General features: G+C 68.1%; 15 protein-coding genes and 1 riboswitch. Of the genes, 8 read left to right on the top strand and 7 right to left on the bottom strand.

Annotated elements, in window-relative coordinates; genetic code table 11:
- Positions 1 to 34 precede the first annotated feature (34 nt).
- The 4 genes from nrdI to DNA98_RS16125 all read right to left on the bottom strand — a co-directional run bounded on the left by nrdI (position 35) and on the right by DNA98_RS16125 (position 4,239).
- Positions 35 to 502 carry a class Ib ribonucleoside-diphosphate reductase assembly flavoprotein NrdI gene (nrdI, locus tag DNA98_RS16110; protein WP_110532414.1) on the bottom strand — a complete coding sequence of 156 codons (468 nt, stop codon included), beginning with the start codon at positions 500 to 502 and terminating at the stop codon, positions 35 to 37.
- Between the two features lie 157 nt (positions 503 to 659).
- Positions 660 to 773: riboswitch (cobalamin riboswitch) on the bottom strand.
- 31 nt (positions 774 to 804) lie between these two features.
- Entirely contained in the window at positions 805 to 1,761 is a 957-nt protein-coding gene (locus DNA98_RS16115) for a 1-phosphofructokinase family hexose kinase (protein ID WP_110532415.1), read from the bottom strand.
- Positions 1,758 to 3,278: an L-fuculokinase gene (locus DNA98_RS16120; RefSeq protein ID WP_110532416.1), complete on the bottom strand. Its 1,521-nt coding sequence runs from the start codon at positions 3,276 to 3,278 to the stop codon at positions 1,758 to 1,760. Before DNA98_RS16120 ends, DNA98_RS16115 begins: the two co-directional genes overlap by 4 nt.
- On the bottom strand, positions 3,259 to 4,239 hold the full coding sequence (locus tag DNA98_RS16125; protein ID WP_110532417.1) for an ROK family protein: 981 nt from the start codon (positions 4,237 to 4,239) through the stop codon (positions 3,259 to 3,261). Before DNA98_RS16125 ends, DNA98_RS16120 begins: the two co-directional genes overlap by 20 nt.
- 248 nt (positions 4,240 to 4,487) lie before the next feature.
- On the opposite strand from DNA98_RS16125, the gene DNA98_RS16130 reads away from it, so the two are divergent.
- Genes DNA98_RS16130 through DNA98_RS16165 form a run of 8 tightly spaced genes read left to right on the top strand, consistent with a single transcriptional unit; the run spans position 4,488 to position 12,555 of the window.
- Positions 4,488 to 5,783: an ROK family protein gene (locus DNA98_RS16130; RefSeq protein WP_233493261.1), complete on the top strand. Its 1,296-nt coding sequence runs from the start codon at positions 4,488 to 4,490 to the stop codon at positions 5,781 to 5,783.
- Positions 5,776 to 6,765 (top strand): ABC transporter substrate-binding protein, encoded by a 990-nt coding sequence (locus tag DNA98_RS16135; RefSeq protein ID WP_110532418.1) that lies wholly within the window; start codon positions 5,776 to 5,778, stop codon positions 6,763 to 6,765. The genes DNA98_RS16130 and DNA98_RS16135 overlap by 8 nt, the downstream gene beginning before the upstream one ends.
- Positions 6,766 to 6,812: 47 nt before the next feature.
- Complete coding sequence (locus DNA98_RS16140; RefSeq protein ID WP_233493262.1) at positions 6,813 to 7,841, top strand: ribose ABC transporter; 1,029 nt, start codon at positions 6,813 to 6,815, stop codon at positions 7,839 to 7,841.
- Complete coding sequence (locus DNA98_RS16145; RefSeq protein WP_110532420.1) at positions 7,838 to 8,572, top strand: ATP-binding cassette domain-containing protein; 735 nt, start codon at positions 7,838 to 7,840, stop codon at positions 8,570 to 8,572. Before DNA98_RS16140 ends, DNA98_RS16145 begins: the two co-directional genes overlap by 4 nt.
- 10 nt (positions 8,573 to 8,582) lie before the next feature.
- Entirely contained in the window at positions 8,583 to 9,608 is a 1,026-nt protein-coding gene (locus DNA98_RS16150) for a Gfo/Idh/MocA family protein (RefSeq protein ID WP_110532421.1), read from the top strand.
- Positions 9,601 to 10,506, top strand: a complete 906-nt coding sequence (locus DNA98_RS16155; protein ID WP_110532422.1) for a 6-phosphofructokinase — start codon at positions 9,601 to 9,603, stop codon at positions 10,504 to 10,506. Before DNA98_RS16150 ends, DNA98_RS16155 begins: the two co-directional genes overlap by 8 nt.
- A 13-nt stretch (positions 10,507 to 10,519) precedes the next feature.
- Positions 10,520 to 11,365, top strand: a complete 846-nt coding sequence (locus DNA98_RS16160) for a class II fructose-bisphosphate aldolase (RefSeq protein WP_110532423.1) — start codon at positions 10,520 to 10,522, stop codon at positions 11,363 to 11,365.
- Between the two features lie 26 nt (positions 11,366 to 11,391).
- Positions 11,392 to 12,555 (top strand): multidrug effflux MFS transporter, encoded by a 1,164-nt coding sequence (locus DNA98_RS16165; RefSeq protein WP_110532424.1) that lies wholly within the window; start codon positions 11,392 to 11,394, stop codon positions 12,553 to 12,555.
- A gap of 81 nt (positions 12,556 to 12,636) precedes the next feature.
- On the opposite strand, the gene DNA98_RS16170 is transcribed toward DNA98_RS16165, so the two are convergent.
- The 3 genes from DNA98_RS16170 to DNA98_RS16180 all read right to left on the bottom strand — a co-directional run bounded on the left by DNA98_RS16170 (position 12,637) and on the right by DNA98_RS16180 (position 15,882).
- Positions 12,637 to 14,124, bottom strand: coding sequence for an ankyrin repeat domain-containing protein (locus tag DNA98_RS16170; protein ID WP_110532425.1), 1,488 nt, complete (start codon positions 14,122 to 14,124; stop codon positions 12,637 to 12,639).
- 132 nt (positions 14,125 to 14,256) lie between these two features.
- A complete protein-coding gene (locus DNA98_RS18560) occupies positions 14,257 to 14,592 on the bottom strand; it encodes an ankyrin repeat domain-containing protein (RefSeq protein ID WP_110532426.1) in 336 nt (111 codons plus the stop codon).
- Between the two features lie 144 nt (positions 14,593 to 14,736).
- A complete protein-coding gene (locus tag DNA98_RS16180) occupies positions 14,737 to 15,882 on the bottom strand; it encodes an RNA-guided endonuclease TnpB family protein (protein ID WP_110532427.1) in 1,146 nt (381 codons plus the stop codon).
- Positions 15,883 to 16,350: the final 468 nt, after the last annotated feature.

Below are 16,350 nucleotides of genomic sequence, written 5' to 3' on the forward strand. Positions count from 1 at the left end.
GGTTCTCCTCCTAGTGTTTGCTTCGCAAAGCAGCCTAGTGTTTGCTTCGCAAAGCAGCCCTGCCCGCCCGGTGCACAGCCGCCGGCAGGCGGGGTGGCGCGTCAGCGCTTCCGTCCCGCGCTGCGCCAAGGCGCGGCGTGGGATCGTCGGCCAGGCTCGCCGCCGCCGCGAGCAGGCGCAAGCGGTCTTTTTCCGTACCCGCGAGTTCAAACTTGAGCAGGATCGGAAAGCCGTAGCGCCCGGCCAGCAGGTCCGCCGCGCGGGCGAAGTTGACCCCCCAGTTGCGGTTGCCGCTGGCCGCCACCCCCCGGATGAACGGCCGGTTCTCCTGCGCAAAGCGCTCCACCTCCGGGGGGATCTGCCCGAAGCCGGTGGTGTAGGTCACCAGCACACAGGGCTCCTCCACCCGCTCCTCCCCGTCCCGAAGGCGCAGGCTCCGCAGCGGCAGGCGCTCCACGAAGCGGGCCACATTACCGGTTTTTGAAGCGTAGACGATCAACATACGAAGGCAAAACCTCCCCCGTGCGCCCACTTCAGGTGGGCAGAAGGGCGTATGGCCATAGGCGTAGCCTGCTCCGCCGCAGCGCGGCGGGTAGGGGCTGCCGGGCTAGGTTGTGCAGGGAACGGTCATCATCGATCCTTTCCGTCCTTTGCGCGAGGACTCGGGGACCTACTCGGGCAGGCATTCGGGCTTTTACCGTTGCGCGACAGCGGCGGAATTGCACCGCACTTCCCCTGGCACCGGTAGGGAAACCACATATTGTGGTTTCTGGCCGATAACCTACTACGAGTTGTAGTGGGGTGTCAAGGCCGTCCGGCGTCCGGGATTTCGAGCCTCACTCCCCCTAGGAGGGCTTGGGTCTGGTCCCGCTCAGGAAACTCCACCCCTTCCCCGGCGGCCCGGGCCGCCGCCAGCGCGGTGGCGTAGCGGGCCACCTCCTGCCAGGGCCACCCCTGGAGGATCCCCGCGACGACCCCGGCCAGCAGGGCATCCCCGCAGCCGACGGTGCTCCTCACCCGGACCCGGGGGGGGAAGGCCAGCACGGCTTCTCGAGGGGACAGGAAAACCGCCCCCTCCCCCCCTAGGGAGAGCACCACGTGCTGGGCGCCCAGCTTTTGGATGTGCCTGGCGGCGCGCAGGGCGTCCTCCTTACCGATGGGCCATCCCAGCAACTCCTCGGCCTCGAGCCGGTTCGGCTTGACCAGGAAAGGCCGGGCAGGAAGGGCTTGGCGCAGGGCCTCCCCGCCGGTGTCCAGCAGGACCTTGGCCCCAAGGGCCTGGAGCCGTCGCGCCAGATCGGCGTACACCTCCGGGCCAACCCCCCCGGGCAGGCTGCCGGACAACACCACCAGGTCTCCCGCCTCCAGTTGGTCCAGCACCGCGGCTTCGACCCGGATCCGCTCCTCCTCCCGCAGGGTGGGGCCGGGGGCGTTGAACTCGGTGACCTCGCCGGTTTCCACGTCGGTGGCCTTGAAGTTGCCGCGGGTGGCACCGGCGATCTTCACGCTGGCCAGCTCGAGGTTGGGGGTGGCCTGCAACGAGCGCTCTATGGCCAGGCCAAAGCCTCCCCCTAATGGGGCCACCGCCCGCACCGGGATGCCCTGCCGGGCCAGCGCCCGGGCCACGTTGATGCCCTTGCCGCTGGGCTCCACCTCCATGGCCTGGGCCCGGTTTAGCGCGCCCAGACGGGGAGCCTGAACCACCATCTTCAGGTCTAATGCGGGGTTTAGGGTTAGGGTGACGACTTTCGGAGGGCTCATGGGTTCTCCTCGGCAAGTGCGGCTTGGGCCTGGGTCAGCGCCTTCAGCACGCGCGTATAGGAGCGCCGTAACCGGGCCGCGGCCTCCGGCTGGTGGGGGATAAAGCGGGCGCGCGGCTTCAGCCCCCGGGCCCGCCCAGCCTGCCCCCGCAGGTGCCGCCAGGCCAGGAAGGCTGCCCCCCAGGCCGCGGCGTGGGGGCAGGTGTAGACCTCCAGCGGCCTTCCCAGCATCTCGGCCTTGATCTGCATCCACAGCGCGTTGGCGGTGGGGCCGCCCGCAGCCCGGATGGGGCCCTTCCCCTCCTCTCCCCCGGCCTCCCGCAGGCGCTGCAAAAGCCGGTAGCTCTCGAAGGAAAGCCCCTCCATCAGGGCCCGAGCGAGGTGGCCCGGGCCGTGGGACTCGCGCAGGCCCCAGAACACCCCGCCCGGCAGGGCGGCCTCGCCCGGATCGTCGCTGAGCGGGCCCAGGTGGGGGACAAAGCGCAGCCCCTCCGCCCCCAGGGGAACCCGGGAGGCGGCCTGGGTGAGGCGCGGGCGTACGGCCTCGGCGCCCTCCCCCGCCCCGTCCAGGATGCGCACCCACCAATCGAAGACCGACCCCGAAGCCCGCAGCGTGGCCATGAGGTAGTAGTGCCCGGCGAGGGCGTGGTGGCCGACGATGGCCGTGCTCGAGCGCAGGGCCCGGTCCAGGCCCTCCGGGCCGATCACCTGGAGCAGGGTTTCCGCGGTGCCACAGGCGTTGATGACGCTCCCCGGTTCCAGCGCGCCCAGCCCCGCCGCCGCACAGGCCTGGTCGTGTCCGGCCTCCATCACCGCAAGGCCCGGAGGCAGCCCGGTCTGCCGTGCGGCTTCCGGGGTCACGCGGCCGATGGGGGCGCCGGGCGGCCGCAACGGGGCCGGCAGATCCGGGTCCAGGTCCAGCGCGAGCAACAGGTCCTCCATCCAGCGGCGCTCCCGCAGGTCAAAGAGCAGGGTGCGCGAAGCCTGGGTCAGGCCCATCTGCAACGCGCCGGTGAGGCGGAAGGCGATCCAGTCGGCCACCGAGGTCCAGCGGGGGCCGTCTTGGAACAGCTCAGGGTGCTCCGCCCGCAGCCACAGGAGCTTTCCCAGGCTGTAGGTGGGGTCAGGCAGCAGACCGGTACGCCGGCGCAGCCGGGCCGGCTCGAGGGCCGGGGTGCGCTGGCTCAGGCGCTCGAGGATGGGCCGGGGGCGCTCGTCGTACCAGACCATCACCTCGGGGTGGCGCAGCCGGCCATCCCGACCCAAAAGCACCCCGGACTCGCCAAAGCTGCTGATCCCGACCGCCCCCAGCCGCTCGGGCCGGCCGATCCTCCCCAGCAGTTCGCGGGTCAGCCCCGCTACGCTCTCCCATAGCTCCTCCGCCAGGTAGTGGCCCTGGGCCGTTCCGGTGCGGTACAGGGGGGTAGGGGCCTGGATCAGCCCCACCTCCTCGCCCTGCGGGGTGAAGGCCCCCACCTTGATAAAGCTGCTCCCCAGGTCAATTCCCAGCAGGACCATGGTCTGGCTCCGCTTCGGCAGGGGGGGCTGGGTTGCGCTCCTCCAGCACCGCCCGCGCGCCGTAGAGCACGGCCTCCGATCCCAATTCGGCCCACGCCAGGCGCACCGTCTCGCGCGGGTAGGGGCGGCGCAGGTGCTCGAGGACGGTGCGGGCAAACGCCTCCTTGGGGTAGCCCGCCATCCGGGGGATCCCCCCGCCCACCACGCACACCTCGGGGTCGAAGAGGTTGATGGCCGTGGCCACCGCGTAGGCCTCGTCGCGCACGAACTCCTGCAAGGCCCGGTCCAGCGCGGGGTCTTCCCGGCGGCGCAGGAACAGCTCCGCCACGGGAATACCCGCTTGCTGCGAAAGCGCGGTGAGGGTGTGGCCCGAGGCGTAGGCCTCGAGGCAGTCCCGGTTGCCGCACACGCACACCCGGCCCTCGCCGCGGATGGGGATGTGGCCTATCTCGAGGCCCACCGAGTGCCCCCGGTAGGGCCTCCCACCAAAGAGCAGCGCTGCCCCTACCCCGGTGCCGAAGAATACCCCCAGCACCGAACCCGCTCCCCGGGCCGCCCCCGATCGGTACTCGCCCAGGAGCAACAGGGCGATGTCGCGCTCGAGGTAGACCGGGTATCCCAGCCGACGCCCCAGCTCGCGGGCCAGGAAGATTCCCTCCAGCTGGGGGGTGTTGGGGCCGGAGAGCACCCTGTCCAGGTCGCGGTCGAGGCTCACCGGCACCCCCAGCACCGCGGCCTGGGGAACCAGCCCCCGCTCCGCCGCGTAGACCTCGAGCAGGCCCGCCAGCGACTCCACCGGGGTGGGGGTGCGGATGAGGTCGGTGGGGAGCTTGGTCATCTCCCAGGGCTTTCCTCCGCTGGCCCCCCCCGCAACCCCTACGTGCCCAAGGCCGATCTTGGTCCCGCCGATATCGGCCACCAGGATGACCCCCCCCTGCTCAGATCGTGCGGACGCTGCCATGGATAGTTAGTCAACCTTACTAATAACCCCCGGGCGGCGTCAATAGGAGGCCGCGGCGCAGGGGATAGAGAACAGGATTTGTTCGTCTTAAGGCGATTTGGCCAAAGCCGAAGCGCAGCAGCCCCGCGCGCCCTCTTGCAAAATTTAGTTAGTTTGCTTTATTATACCGCCAACCGCTGAGCACAGCGCCCCGCAAGCGTCCGCCGTCGCTTTGCGCCCGGCTCTTTTAGCTTGGGAGAGGCCAACCCATGAAGAGCATCCCCCCCTCCTCCACCCCCCAACCGCTGCTGGACTCGCTCAGCGGGCACCGACCGGCTGACGCCCGCAGGCTCAACCGGGCCAAGGCCCTCGAGCTGCTGCGGGTCATGCCCAGGGGCCGCGCCGAGCTGGCCCGGGCGCTGGGGCTTTCCAAGCCCGCGCTGGGGGATCTCGTCGGCGATCTGATCGAACAGGGGCTGCTTCTGGAGGCCGCCCCCACCCCCATCCAGCGGGGCCGCCACCCGGCCCCGCTGCGCATCAACCCGGAACGCTTCTGCGTGGTGGGCATCGACCTAAGCGTAGACGAATCCGAGCTCGGGCTATACAACCCATTGGGACAGCCCTTGCGCATCCTGCGCACCCCCTCCGGCCTGGGTAAGGGACCCGAGGTAGTCTACCGGCAGTTGCTCGAGGCCGCGCGCCAACTGCTCGAGCAGGCCTCGGCACCGGTCGTGGCGGTAGGGGTGGCCTCCCCCGGACCCATCGACTTCGCCAAGGGCACGATCCTCGCCCCCCCGCATTTCCCCGATCTGCACCACATGCCCCTGGTCGAGCGCCTGCAAGGCGACCTGGGCCTGCCGGTCTACCTGGAGCACGACAGCGCCGCGGCGGCGCGGCGCTTCCTGCGCTCGACCGCGGCAGAAAACTTCATCTACATCCTGCTGCACCGGGGCATCGGGGCGGGCCTCGTCGTCGGGCGGCAGGTCTACCGCGGCCAGCACGGCTTTGCCGGGGAACTGGGCCACGTGTCCCTGGACAGCGAGGGCGAGCCCTGCCCCTGCGGCAACCGCGGCTGCTTGGAAAACGTCGCCGGGACCACCGCCATCGAATCGCGCTACTTCCGCCTGACCCGGGAAAGCCTTCCGCTAGGCGCCATTGCCCAACGGGCGCAGGGCGGCGATCCCTTGGCCCGGCTCGCCTTCGAGCAGGCCGGGCGGGCGTTGGGCTGGGCCGCGGTCAACCTGGTCAACCTCTTTGACCCTGAACTGCTGGTGCTCGGGGGGCCGGGAGCGGCCTATGCCGACCTGCTCATCCCCAGCCTGCGCCACCACCTCAACACCCGGGCTTACCCCTACCTGGGTTGGGGGGAGCAGCTGCACATCTTGGTTGATCCCCTGGCCAACCCCATCGGCCCCGGGGCCGCCGAGTGCGCGCTCGAGGCCGTCTACCTAGGGGAGATTCCGCTGCCCCAGGCGGAAGGAAGGAGGCTGAAGAGCGGTAAAGAAACTGCCCCGTCACACGGCACCCAGGCGAGCACAAATCCCAAGGAGGAAAGGCATGCGTAAGCAAGCGAAGTGGGTATCTACGGTTATGGCTGTGGCCTTGCTGGCCACGGCGGCGGTGCACGGCTTGGCCCAACAGAAGAAGTACACCATCGCCCTCATCCCCGGCCTCACCACCGACGGCTTTTACATCACCATGCGCAAAGGGGCCGAAGAAGCCGCTAAACAGCTGGGCGTGGAGCTGATCTTCCAGGGGGGGCCGGAGTTCAGCCCCACCACCCAGATCCCGGTGCTCAACGCCATCATCGCCCGCAAACCCGACGCCATCCTGATCGCCCCTACGGACAAACAGCAGCTCATCGCCCCCCTGAAGCGCGCCCATGACGCCGGCATCAAGATCATCACCGTGGACACCTTCATCGGCGAGAACGGCCAGTACCAGACCGGCAAGGGCGACGCCGACTTCCCGCTGTCGTACGTGGCCTCGGACAACGTCGAGGGGGGGCGCATCGCCGCCCGCGCGCTGGCCAAGGCCATCGGCGAGAAGGGTAAGGTCTACGTCTCCAACGTCAAGCCCGGCATCTCCACCACCGACCAGCGCGAGCAGGGCTTCAAGGAGGAGATGAAGAAGTACCCGGGCATCACCGTGCTCGAGACCCAGTACAACGACGACGACGCCAACAAAGCCGCCTCCCAGCTGGCCGCGGTGCTGGCCCGCAACCCCGACCTGGCGGGGGTGTTCGGGGCCAACCTGTTCAGCGCCCAAGGCGCGGCCAACGGGGTCAAGAACGCTGGCAAGCGCGGGGTGATCAAAGTGGCCGCCTTCGACTGCCCGGAGAGCATCATCAACGACATCCGAGGCGGGACGATTGACATGGCCATCTGCCAGCATCCTGCCGAGATGGGCAAGGTTGCGGTGCAGTACGCGGTGGATGCCCTGAACGGCAAAAAGATTCCCACCCGTTACGGCACCGGCTACACCGTGATCGACCGGAGCAACGTGGATACCCCGGAAGCCAAAGCCGCCGTCTACTCCTCTAAGTAACCGCATCGCCCGGGGGAGGCCCGAAAACGGGCTTCCCCCTTGAAAGGATGGTTTTAGTGGCCAACCCCCCCGTTACAGGCAGCGAGCGCAAGGCCCCGGGCTGGCTGTCTTTCCTGGCCGGAGCCTGGTCGTGGCTGTTCTTGATCTTCATGGTGGTGTTTTTTGAGATCTGGGCCCGCCTATCCTACGGCAACAGTTTTGTCTTCAACGTCACCAACCTCCAGAGCATCCTGCTGGCGGCGGTGCAGCCGTTGCTTCTGGCGCTGGGGCAGACCCTGGTGATCATCGCCGGCGGCATCGACCTCTCGGTGGGGTTCACGGTGGGGCTGGCGGCGGTGGTGAGCGCGCGGGTGATGCAAGCTTTGGATCCCTCGCTGCCCGCCGGGCTCTCCTTCGCCCTGGCTTGCCTCGTCGCGCTGGCCGCGGGGCTTGGGGTGGGGGTGGTGAACGCCTTCCTGGTCGCCCGGCTCAACGTGCCGCCCTTCATCGGCACCCTGGGCATGTACGGGGTGGCCCGGGGGCTGGGCTTTTTGGCCGCGGCAGGGAACACCGTACCCACCGACAACCCGGTCAACTCGGCGATGGGCAATAGCTTCGTGTTCGGCCTGATCCCCGTGCCGGTGCTGATCACCGCGGTGGTGGTGCTCTTCATGCACTACCTGCTGAGCCAGACCAGGTTCGGCCAGTACACCTACGCCATCGGGGGCAACCGCCAGGCCGCCCTGCGGGCCGGGATCAACGTCACCCGCCACACCATGCAGCTGTATCTGATCACCGCCTTGCTGGCGGGGATCGCCGGGATCATCTACACCGGGCGCTTCACCGCCGGGGCGGCGCAGGCCGGGGAGGCCACCTTGCTGGACTCCATCGCGGCGGTGGTGATCGGGGGGGCCAGCCTCTTCGGCGGGGCCGGGACCATCGTGGGCACGGTGATCGGGGCCCTCATCATCGCGATCATCCAGTTCGGCCTGGTGTTCATCAACGTGCAGCCTTTCTGGCAGTTTATCGCGGTGGGGCTGGTGATCATCCTGAGCGTGCTGGTGGATCAGGCCAAAAGCGGGGTGGTGAAAGCATGAGCACGCCCATCCTGGAAGTCCGCGGCCTCACCAAGCGCTTCGGCGGGGTGACCGCACTCGACAACGTCTCCTTCCAGCTCTTCCCCGGCGAGGTGCTGGCCCTGGCCGGCGACAACGGCGCGGGCAAGAGCACCCTGATCAAGTGCATCAGCGGGGTGCACCTACCCGAGGAGGGAGAGGTTTTCTTCGAAGGGCGCGAGGTGCGCTTCCACAACCCCCGCGAAGCCCGCGAGGCTGGCATCGAGACCATCTACCAGGACCTGGCCCTGGCCGATAACCTCGACGTAGGGGCCAACGTCTTCCTGGGCCGCGAACCGATGCGCCGCCGCTTTGGGCTGCCGGTACTGGATCGGGCCAAGATGCGCGCCGAGGCCCGCAGCGTGCTCGACACCCTGGATATCCACACCGCCCTCGACCGCCCGGTGAGCGCGCTCTCCGGGGGTCAGCGCCAGGCGGTGGCCATCGGGCGGGCCATCTACTGGAAGGCCCGGCTCCTGATCATGGACGAGCCCACCGCGGCCTTGGGGGTGCCCGAACAGCGCAAGGTGGTCGAGCTGATCCGGCGCCTCAAGGAACAAGGGGTGGCGGTGATCTTTATCTCGCACAACCTGAACGACATCTTTGCAGTAGCGGACCGCATCCTGGTGCTGTTGCGGGGCCAAAAAGCCGGGGAGCGCCGGGCGAGCGAGACCCACGGCGACGAGATCGTCAAGCTGATGGTGGGGGGATAAGGAGGTGGTTATGGAAAAGATGGGATTCGGCATCCTCGGTGCCGCTCGGATCGCGGCCAGCGCCCTGATCCCCGCCATTCACAAATCCGCCCACGCCCGGCTGGTGGCGGTGGCGGCCCGCGACGGCCAGCGGGCGGTGGCGTACGCGGCCCAGCACGGCATACCTAAGGCCTACGGCAGCTACGAAGAGATGCTGGCCGACCCCGAGGTCGAGGCGGTGTACAACCCCTTGCCCAACTCGCTGCACCTGCCCTGGACGCTGAGGGCGCTGGAGGCGGGCAAGCACGTGCTCTGCGAGAAGCCCCTGGCCCTGAACGCCGCCGAGGCGGAGCAGATGGACCAGGCGGCGAAAAAGGCGGGCCGTACCCTGATGGAAGCCTTTATGTACCGCTTCCATCCGCAGATCGCTCGAGCCCTCGAGCTGGTCCGCGCTGGCGCTTTGGGCGAACTGCGCCTGATCCGTCCCTCGTTCAGCTTCGCCCTCGAGCGCCCCACCGACATCCGCTGGGTGGCGGCTTTGGGCGGGGGGGCCCTCTACGACGTGGGCTGCTACTGCGTCACGCTCTCGCGGCTTTTCGCCGGGCGGGAACCGCTCGCCGTGACCGGTTGGAGCGACCTCACCCCCCCCGACCATCCCGGAGGCGGTGGGGTCGATCACAGCTTCGTGGGGGTGCTGGAGTTCGGGGAAGGGCTGCGCGCGGTATTCGACTGCTCCTTTACCCAGCCCTTGCGCCAACAGGTCGAGCTGGTGGGGGAACGGGGAACCCTGGTGATCCCCGAAGCCTGGCTTCCCGGCAGGCGCGGTTCGGGCGGCCCCACCCAGCACGGTTTGGTGGCCCCCCGCCTGGTGGTAAACGGCCAGGAGGAGGCCCAGCCCGCCGCCGATCAGTATCAGCTCATGGTGGAGCACTTCGTGCGGGCCGCCCGCGGCCAGGAGCCCCTGCGTTACCCCGCCGAGGAGGCGGTGCGGCAGATGCGGGTGCTGGACGCCCTGTACGCCTCCGCCCGGGCGGGAAGGACGGTTCGGCTTGGCTAAGCTGGCCCTCCTCACCTCGGGGGGCGACGCCCCCGGAATGAACATGGCCCTCTGGGCCGCGACCCAAGCCGCCCGGGAGCGGGGTTGGGAGGTGCTGGGGGTGCGCGAGGGCTTCGCCGGGCTGTTGCGGGGGGATTTCCTCGAGCTGGACCCTGTCCAAACCCTGCCTTACGCCCGCCTGGGGGGGACGTTCCTGGGAACCTCCCGCGACCCCGATTTCCAGGCCAAGCTGCCGCAGGCCCTCCAAGCCCTGAACCGGGCGGGCGTCACCCACCTGATGGTGCTGGGGGGGAACGGCTCGCTGCAGGGGGCCCAGGCCCTGGCCCGGCGCGGGGTAAACGTGGTGGGGCTTCCCGCCACCATCGACAACGACGTGGCGGGCTCGGAGGAGTCCATCGGCTTCGACACCGCGCTGAACTTCGGGTTATTGCTTCTGGACCAGTTTCGCGACACCGCCGAGGCCCTGCCCCGGCTGTGCGCCCTGGAGACCCTGGGCGGCGACACCGGCTTCCTGGCGCGGGCCGTGGGGCAAGCCGGAGGGGCAGACGCCATCTTGGTACCTGAAGAACCCCTCCCGCCTGAGAAAATCCTGGAATCGACCCAAGCCGCCATCGCCCGCCAACGTTTCGCCCTGATCGTGGCCTCCGAGGGGTATCCCGATCTGGAGATCACCCTAGAAACCCTATCCAAGGAGGTAGGGCTGCGCCTGCGCTTTGCCCGCCCCTCCCACGCCATGCGGGGCGGCCGGCCCAGCGCCCGCGACCGCCTGCTGGCCCGAGAGCTGGCCGAGACCGGGGTGGAACGCCTGGCCCAGGGCCATTCGGGCGCGGTGTTGGTGCAGCAGGGTCGGCCCGCCTTGGTTGTCTTTGATCAGCTCGAGCCCCGCAAGGCCCCCTGAGGAGGAGAAAACTATGCCCTTAGTGACCGCAACCGAAGTGCTCAAGCCCGCTCGAGCCCACAAATACGCGGTGGGCGCTTTCAATTGCATCAACATCGAATACCTCCGCGCGGTGGTCGATACCGCCGAGCGCCTGCATAGCCCGGTCATGGTGGCCCTGACCACCGGCGCCCTGAGTTACGCAGGATGGGAGGCCCTCCCCGCCGCCGCGCGGGCCGTGGCCGAGGCCGCCCGCGTCCCGGTGGTGCTGCACCTCGACCACGGCCAGAGCCTGGAGGATATCCGCCGCGCCCTCGAGGCCGGATTCAGCAGCGTGATGATCGACGCCTCCCACTTGCCGCTGGAGGAGAACATCGCCCTCACCCGCCAGGCCGCCCAGATGGCCCACGCGCTGGGGGTGAGCCTGGAGGGGGAGCTGGGCCAGATCGGTGGCAAGGAGGAGGAGATCGTATCTGAAGGACTCATGACCGACCCCGAGGCGGTGCCTCACTTCGTGGAGGCTACCGGACTGGACGTGTTGGCAGCTTCCTTCGGCTCCGTCCACCAAAAAGCCACCCGGGACGCCCAGCTGGACTTGCCCCGCCTGGAGAAAATCGCCGCCGCCACCCCGGTGCCCCTGGTGCTGCACGGGGGCTCCGGGGTACCCACCGAGATGCTCCGGGCCGCCACGGCCCGGGGGGTGGCCAAGGTCAACGTGGGAACCGAACTCCAGCGCACCTTCGCCCGGGTGCTGCGCGAGACCTTACAGCAGCAGCCCGAGGAGTGGGACGTGCGCAAATTGCTCCGCCCCAGCGTCAAAGCCGTTGCGTCGGTGGTGCAAGAAAGGCTCGAGGTGCTGGGCAGCGTAGGCAGGGCTTGAATCTAGGGTAGACTGGGCGGGCTGCTATGAGGCCGCGGGAGGAGATCCTCTTTTTGGGCACGTTGATGGCCCTGGGAGCCTTCAGCACGGATATCATGCTCCCGGCCCTCGAGGCCACCGCCCTGCGCTACGACACAACCCTCACCGCTGCCCAGCTGGTGGTGGGGGTTTACTTTCTGGGCTTCGCCCTGGGGCAGCTGCTATGGGGATCCCTGATGGACGCCTGGGGGCGGAGGGGGGTGTTGCGCCTGACCCTGCTGGGCTTTGCCCTGGCGGGCTTGGCTACCACAGTGGCCCCCTCTTTCGAGCTCCTCCTTCTGGGGCGGGGGGTGCAGGGTTTCCTCGCCGCCAGCTTCCGCATCGGGGTGACCGCCAGCATCCGTGATCGTTATCGGGGCCAGGCTATGGCCCGGCTCCTCTCCTATGCCCTTCTGGTCCTGACGGTGGCCCCCGTTCTGGCCCCGAGCCTTGGGGTGGGGCTCTTAGCCCTAGGGCCAAAGGCGCCCTACGCGCTGCCGGCTGTTCTGGGGACCCTGGCTTTCCTTTGGAGTGGCCGCTTCCAGGAAACCCTCCCTCCGCAGAGGAGGCGCCCTCTGGCCTGGAGTACCCTGCGGGAAGGGGCGGTGTGGGTGGTGCGGGATAGGCGAGCGGGCCTTTACACCTTAGCCTTAGGGGGCATCTTCGGCATCCTTTACGCCTACCTGAGCGCCTCTGCCCAGCTCTACAAAACCCACTTGGGCCTTTCTAACCCTGCCTTTGCCCTGGCCTTCGGGGCCACAGGGCTGCTTATGGCCGGGGTCAACCTGACCGGGCCCCGCTGGGTAGCCCGCCTGGGCTTGGGGCGAGCCCTACAGCTCGCCCTGGGGACGCTTTTTGTGGGAGTATTGCTCCTCCCCCTTCATGCCCTCCTGGCCCTCAGGACCTTTCCCTTCTGGCTCCACCTCTCCCTGATCCTCCTCCTGGTGGCCTTCACCTTTCCCAATGCCCAGGCCCGAGCCCTAGAGGAGTTAGGAAAGGTGGCCGGCCTGGCAGCCAGCCTCACCGGCTTCCTCTCCACCTTGCTCGCCACCCTCCTGGGCACCTGGGTGGGCCAGGCCTCGGGAGGGGAACCCTTTCGGTTTGCCCTCGGCCTGCTTCTTTTAGGCACCCTGGCCTTCCTCGCCGGGGCATGGGCCGAGGCCAAACCCTAGCCCTCGTCCCTTCTCGTAAAGGTCTTGAAGGATCTCGATTTGCATGCTTCCTCCCTTCAGCAGAAAGGGGGCGCAAGCCCCCTACCTCCCGGCCAGGGCCAGCAGCGCCTTGGCCCGGCTGCGGGGGTGCTCGAGGAAGAGCTCCAGCACCTTTCCTCTCCGCTCCACCGCCAGCTCGAGCGGGGTCTGGCCTTTTTGGTTGGCCCGGTTCGGGTCAGCTCCGGCCTCGAGCAAAGTGTACACAACCTTGGCACGTTCTTGCAGCATGGCCTCGTGTAGGGGATTGCTGCCCCACCAATCGGGCGCGTTCAGGCCGGTTTCATCCTCCAGCAGCGCCTGAACGGACTGGTGCAGGGGAGTGTCACCCTCGCTGTTGATCGCGTTCGGGTCGGCCCCCGCCTCGAGCAGGACCCGGACGATCTCGGTGTGGCCCTTCCGGGCGGCCAGGTGCAGGGGGGTGCCACCACGTTGGTCAGCCTGGTTAGGATCGGCCCCGGCCTCAAGTAGTATTTGGACGATTTTGGTGTGCCCCTCCCAGGCAGGCAGGTGCAGGGGCGTGTCACCGTTCTTGTCGGTTGCGCCCAGGTCGGCCCCCGCCTCGAGCAGCATCCGGACCGCCTCGGCGTGGCCCTTCCAGGCGGCCACGTGCAACGGGGTGCCGCCGTACTTGTCGCGCTGGTTAGGATCGGCCCCGGCCTCGAGCAGCGCCCGGACGATCCCGCTGTATCGCCGCTCGGCGGCAGTATGTAGGGGGGTGTTACCGTCCTTGTCGGTTAGGCCCGGGTCGGCCCCGGCCTTGAGCAGTATTTGGACGACTTTGGTGTGCTCTCTTTGAGCCGCCACGTGCAGGGGGGTGTTGCCGTAGCAGTTGCGCCGGTTCGGGTTAGCGCCCTTGTCCAGCAAGCGTTGGACGGCTTCGGCGTGGCCCTGCCAGGCGGCCTCGTGCAGGGGGGTGTTACCGTACTCGCCGGTTAGGCCCGGGTCGGCCCCGGCCTTGAGCAGTATTTGGACGACTTTGGTGTGCCCTTCTTGAGCCGCCACGTACAGGGGGGTGTTGCCGTAGCCGTAGCAGTTGCGCCGGTTTGGGTTAGCGCCCTTGTCCAGTAAGCGTTGGACGGCTCCGGCGTGGCCCTGCCAGGCGGCCTCGTGCAGGGGGGTGCTGCCGTCCTCGGAAGTTGCGCCCGGGTCGGCCCCCGCCTCGAGCAGCACCTGGATGGCTTTGGCTTTGCCGTACTTGGCGGCCTCGTGCAGGGGGGTGTCACCACGTCGGTCAGCCTGGTTAGGATCGGCCCCCGCCTCAAGCAAAAGCCGGACGATCTCGGCGTGGCCTTTCCGGGCGGCCACGTGCAGGGGGGCGATGCCGTTCCAGTCGGTTAGGTTCGGATTGGCCCCCGCCTCGAGCAGCACCCGGACGATCTTGGCGTACCCTTTTTGAGCAGCCTTGTCCAGGGGGGTGCTCCAGAAGGAGTCTAGCCAGAACAAGTCTAGCTGGTTGGGATCGTCCCCCTCGCCCAACAAACGCCGAACGGTTGCGAGGTCGCCCTTCTCGATGGCTTCGTATAGGTCCATACTTCCTCCAGGGGCGCAGGGCCTCTCTTCTCTGCCACCTGGCCGGTCTAGCCCCCTTATTCTGCTTCAACTTTCGGCGCGGGGGCAAGACGGGGTCTCAGGGATCCACTCGATTTCTCTCGAGAGCGCTCCTCACCTCCCGGCCAGGGCCAGCAGTGTTTTAGTCCGGCTGCGGGGGCGCGCGAGGAAGGTTTCCAGCACTTTTCCGCCCCGCCCCACCGCCAGCTCGAGCGGGGTCTGGCCTTCCCGGTTGGGTCGTTCGGGGTCCGCTCCGGCTTCCAGCAGGATCCGGACGGCTTCGGCTTTGCCCCGCTGGGCCGCCTCGTGGAGGAGGGTGTCGCCCCACCTGTTGGCTCGGTTCGGGTCGCCCCCCGCCTCGAGCAGGGCATGGACGGCCTTGAGGCTGCCCTTCTTTGCGGCGTCGGGAAAGCCCTTATCCCTCCAGGAGGTGCGAGCCCCTGGCCTCAGCTGCCCGGCTCAGGATCTATAACCACGGTCTGAATCCAGTCCGGGGTCTTCCTTTCTCCCCGCGTCAGGCAGGCGATCACCCGGCTGCCCCGCGGGGGTTCGTCGGGCCAGGGGGTTTCGCCATCGTTGACGTTCTCCCCAGCCCTAAAGGGCGGGGATTCTTTCTCGCTCGTCGCGAGCTACGCGGACGCGCCGGTGGGGCTGCCACCGCACACCCGTGGGGGACGCCATCGCCCCGACTACTGGGCCTCGGCCCAGATACTTGCGCCGGATGTTGACCGCCCCGACGCCATCGCGGTGAAAACGGAACCCGCAGGCCGAACAGGCATACTCACGCCCTCGGGGTTTGTGCCGGCTCCCACACCGCGGGCATTCTTGGGAGGTGTACGCTTCGTTCTGGAGAACCGCCTGCATCCCGAGCCGTTGGCGAACCCTCCCGCTGACCATCTGGTGGATGCGCTGGTTGGCCGCAGGCCCGTAATCCACCCGCTTCCGGAGGTTCCGCACATCGCCGATCACCACCGTCTGCACGCCTCTGTCGTGGAGCGTGGAAACCAATGCGGTGGTCTGCTTGTGCAGGATGTCCCGGATCTGGTTCTCAAGTTTTCGCAACTGCTTTTGCTTGCTCCGCCCGAGCCTGCGCCAGCGGCGCGAACCCTTCTTCAGGCGGGATTGTTTGGCGGCCAGAGCCGCCTTGATCTTGTTCTGATACTGCCGTTTGGCCCGAAGCTCCCGCCCGTTGTAAATCGTCGTCCGCTCGCCGTCGTGGACCACGGCCAGGTGGACCTCGCCCAGGTCCGCCCCGGCTACACCTCCTTCCGCTACGGGTTCTGCCGCGGGCCGGGAGTACACGGCCCGCAGTTCGTACTCCGTGCCCGTCCAGCCCAGTTCGACCCGCACGGGGGCTTCCCAGGGCCACGGCACGACCAGCGAGGCGTTTCCGCGCCCGTTGGAGAGGATGAGCTCTCCTTTTTGGACCCGGATCGCGGACGATTTCCACTGCACCCAGCAGTAGCGCCGCCGACGGTACGGCGGTTTGGCCTGCGGATCGGTCTTCCGGCGCTTGCGCCAGGATTTGAGGGCGTCGTAGAAACCCTGCACCACCGCGTCTGCGCTGTGGGCGTGCAGCTGGTTTGACGTGTGCCATCGCATCATCGACGAAGGTTTGAGCCAGACGTTCTTCTTGCGCACCGTCCGCCAGAAACTCACCACGACGCGGGAATACAGCTCTCCCGCCGCGCGCGCCAGGTCGTCGAGCTGTGGGGTGGGGGCCAGATGCAGCCGCCGCACCTCATACCGATTTGATGACGGCAAGCGGTGCACCCCCTACGACGACGCTGCGGTTGGATTGAAACTGTCGGCCCACGGAACCATTGTACCTATTTACCTGGAATCGGCCGCCTTATCCCCAGGGCTGAAGCCTGGGGCTTGTGGCGGCCGAGTTTTGGTCAGCCGTAGGTAGAACCTGGCGCATCGGACACCAGGGGTTGAAGCGCCTCGAGGAGCCCGACTTCGTCTAGCGAGCGCGAAGGTCACCTTATGCACACCCCCGGTGCCAAACCGGGGGTTTTCCTCGTGCAGGAGGGCGCCCCTCGAGGTTGCATACCCTTCCTTTACCCTTGTTCGCGTGCGCACCCGTCCAGGTGCAGGAAAATTCCCTTTGACCTCTGCTCTTCTCCCTCAGCTTGACGCATATTTCCCCCGCGTGCGAAAATGACCCCAAGAGCCCCCACCTGGAGCTGCTTCCTAGAGGGAGAG

This window comes from Meiothermus sp. Pnk-1 (genome assembly GCF_003226535.1).
GTDB lineage: Bacteria > Deinococcota > Deinococci > Deinococcales > Thermaceae > Allomeiothermus.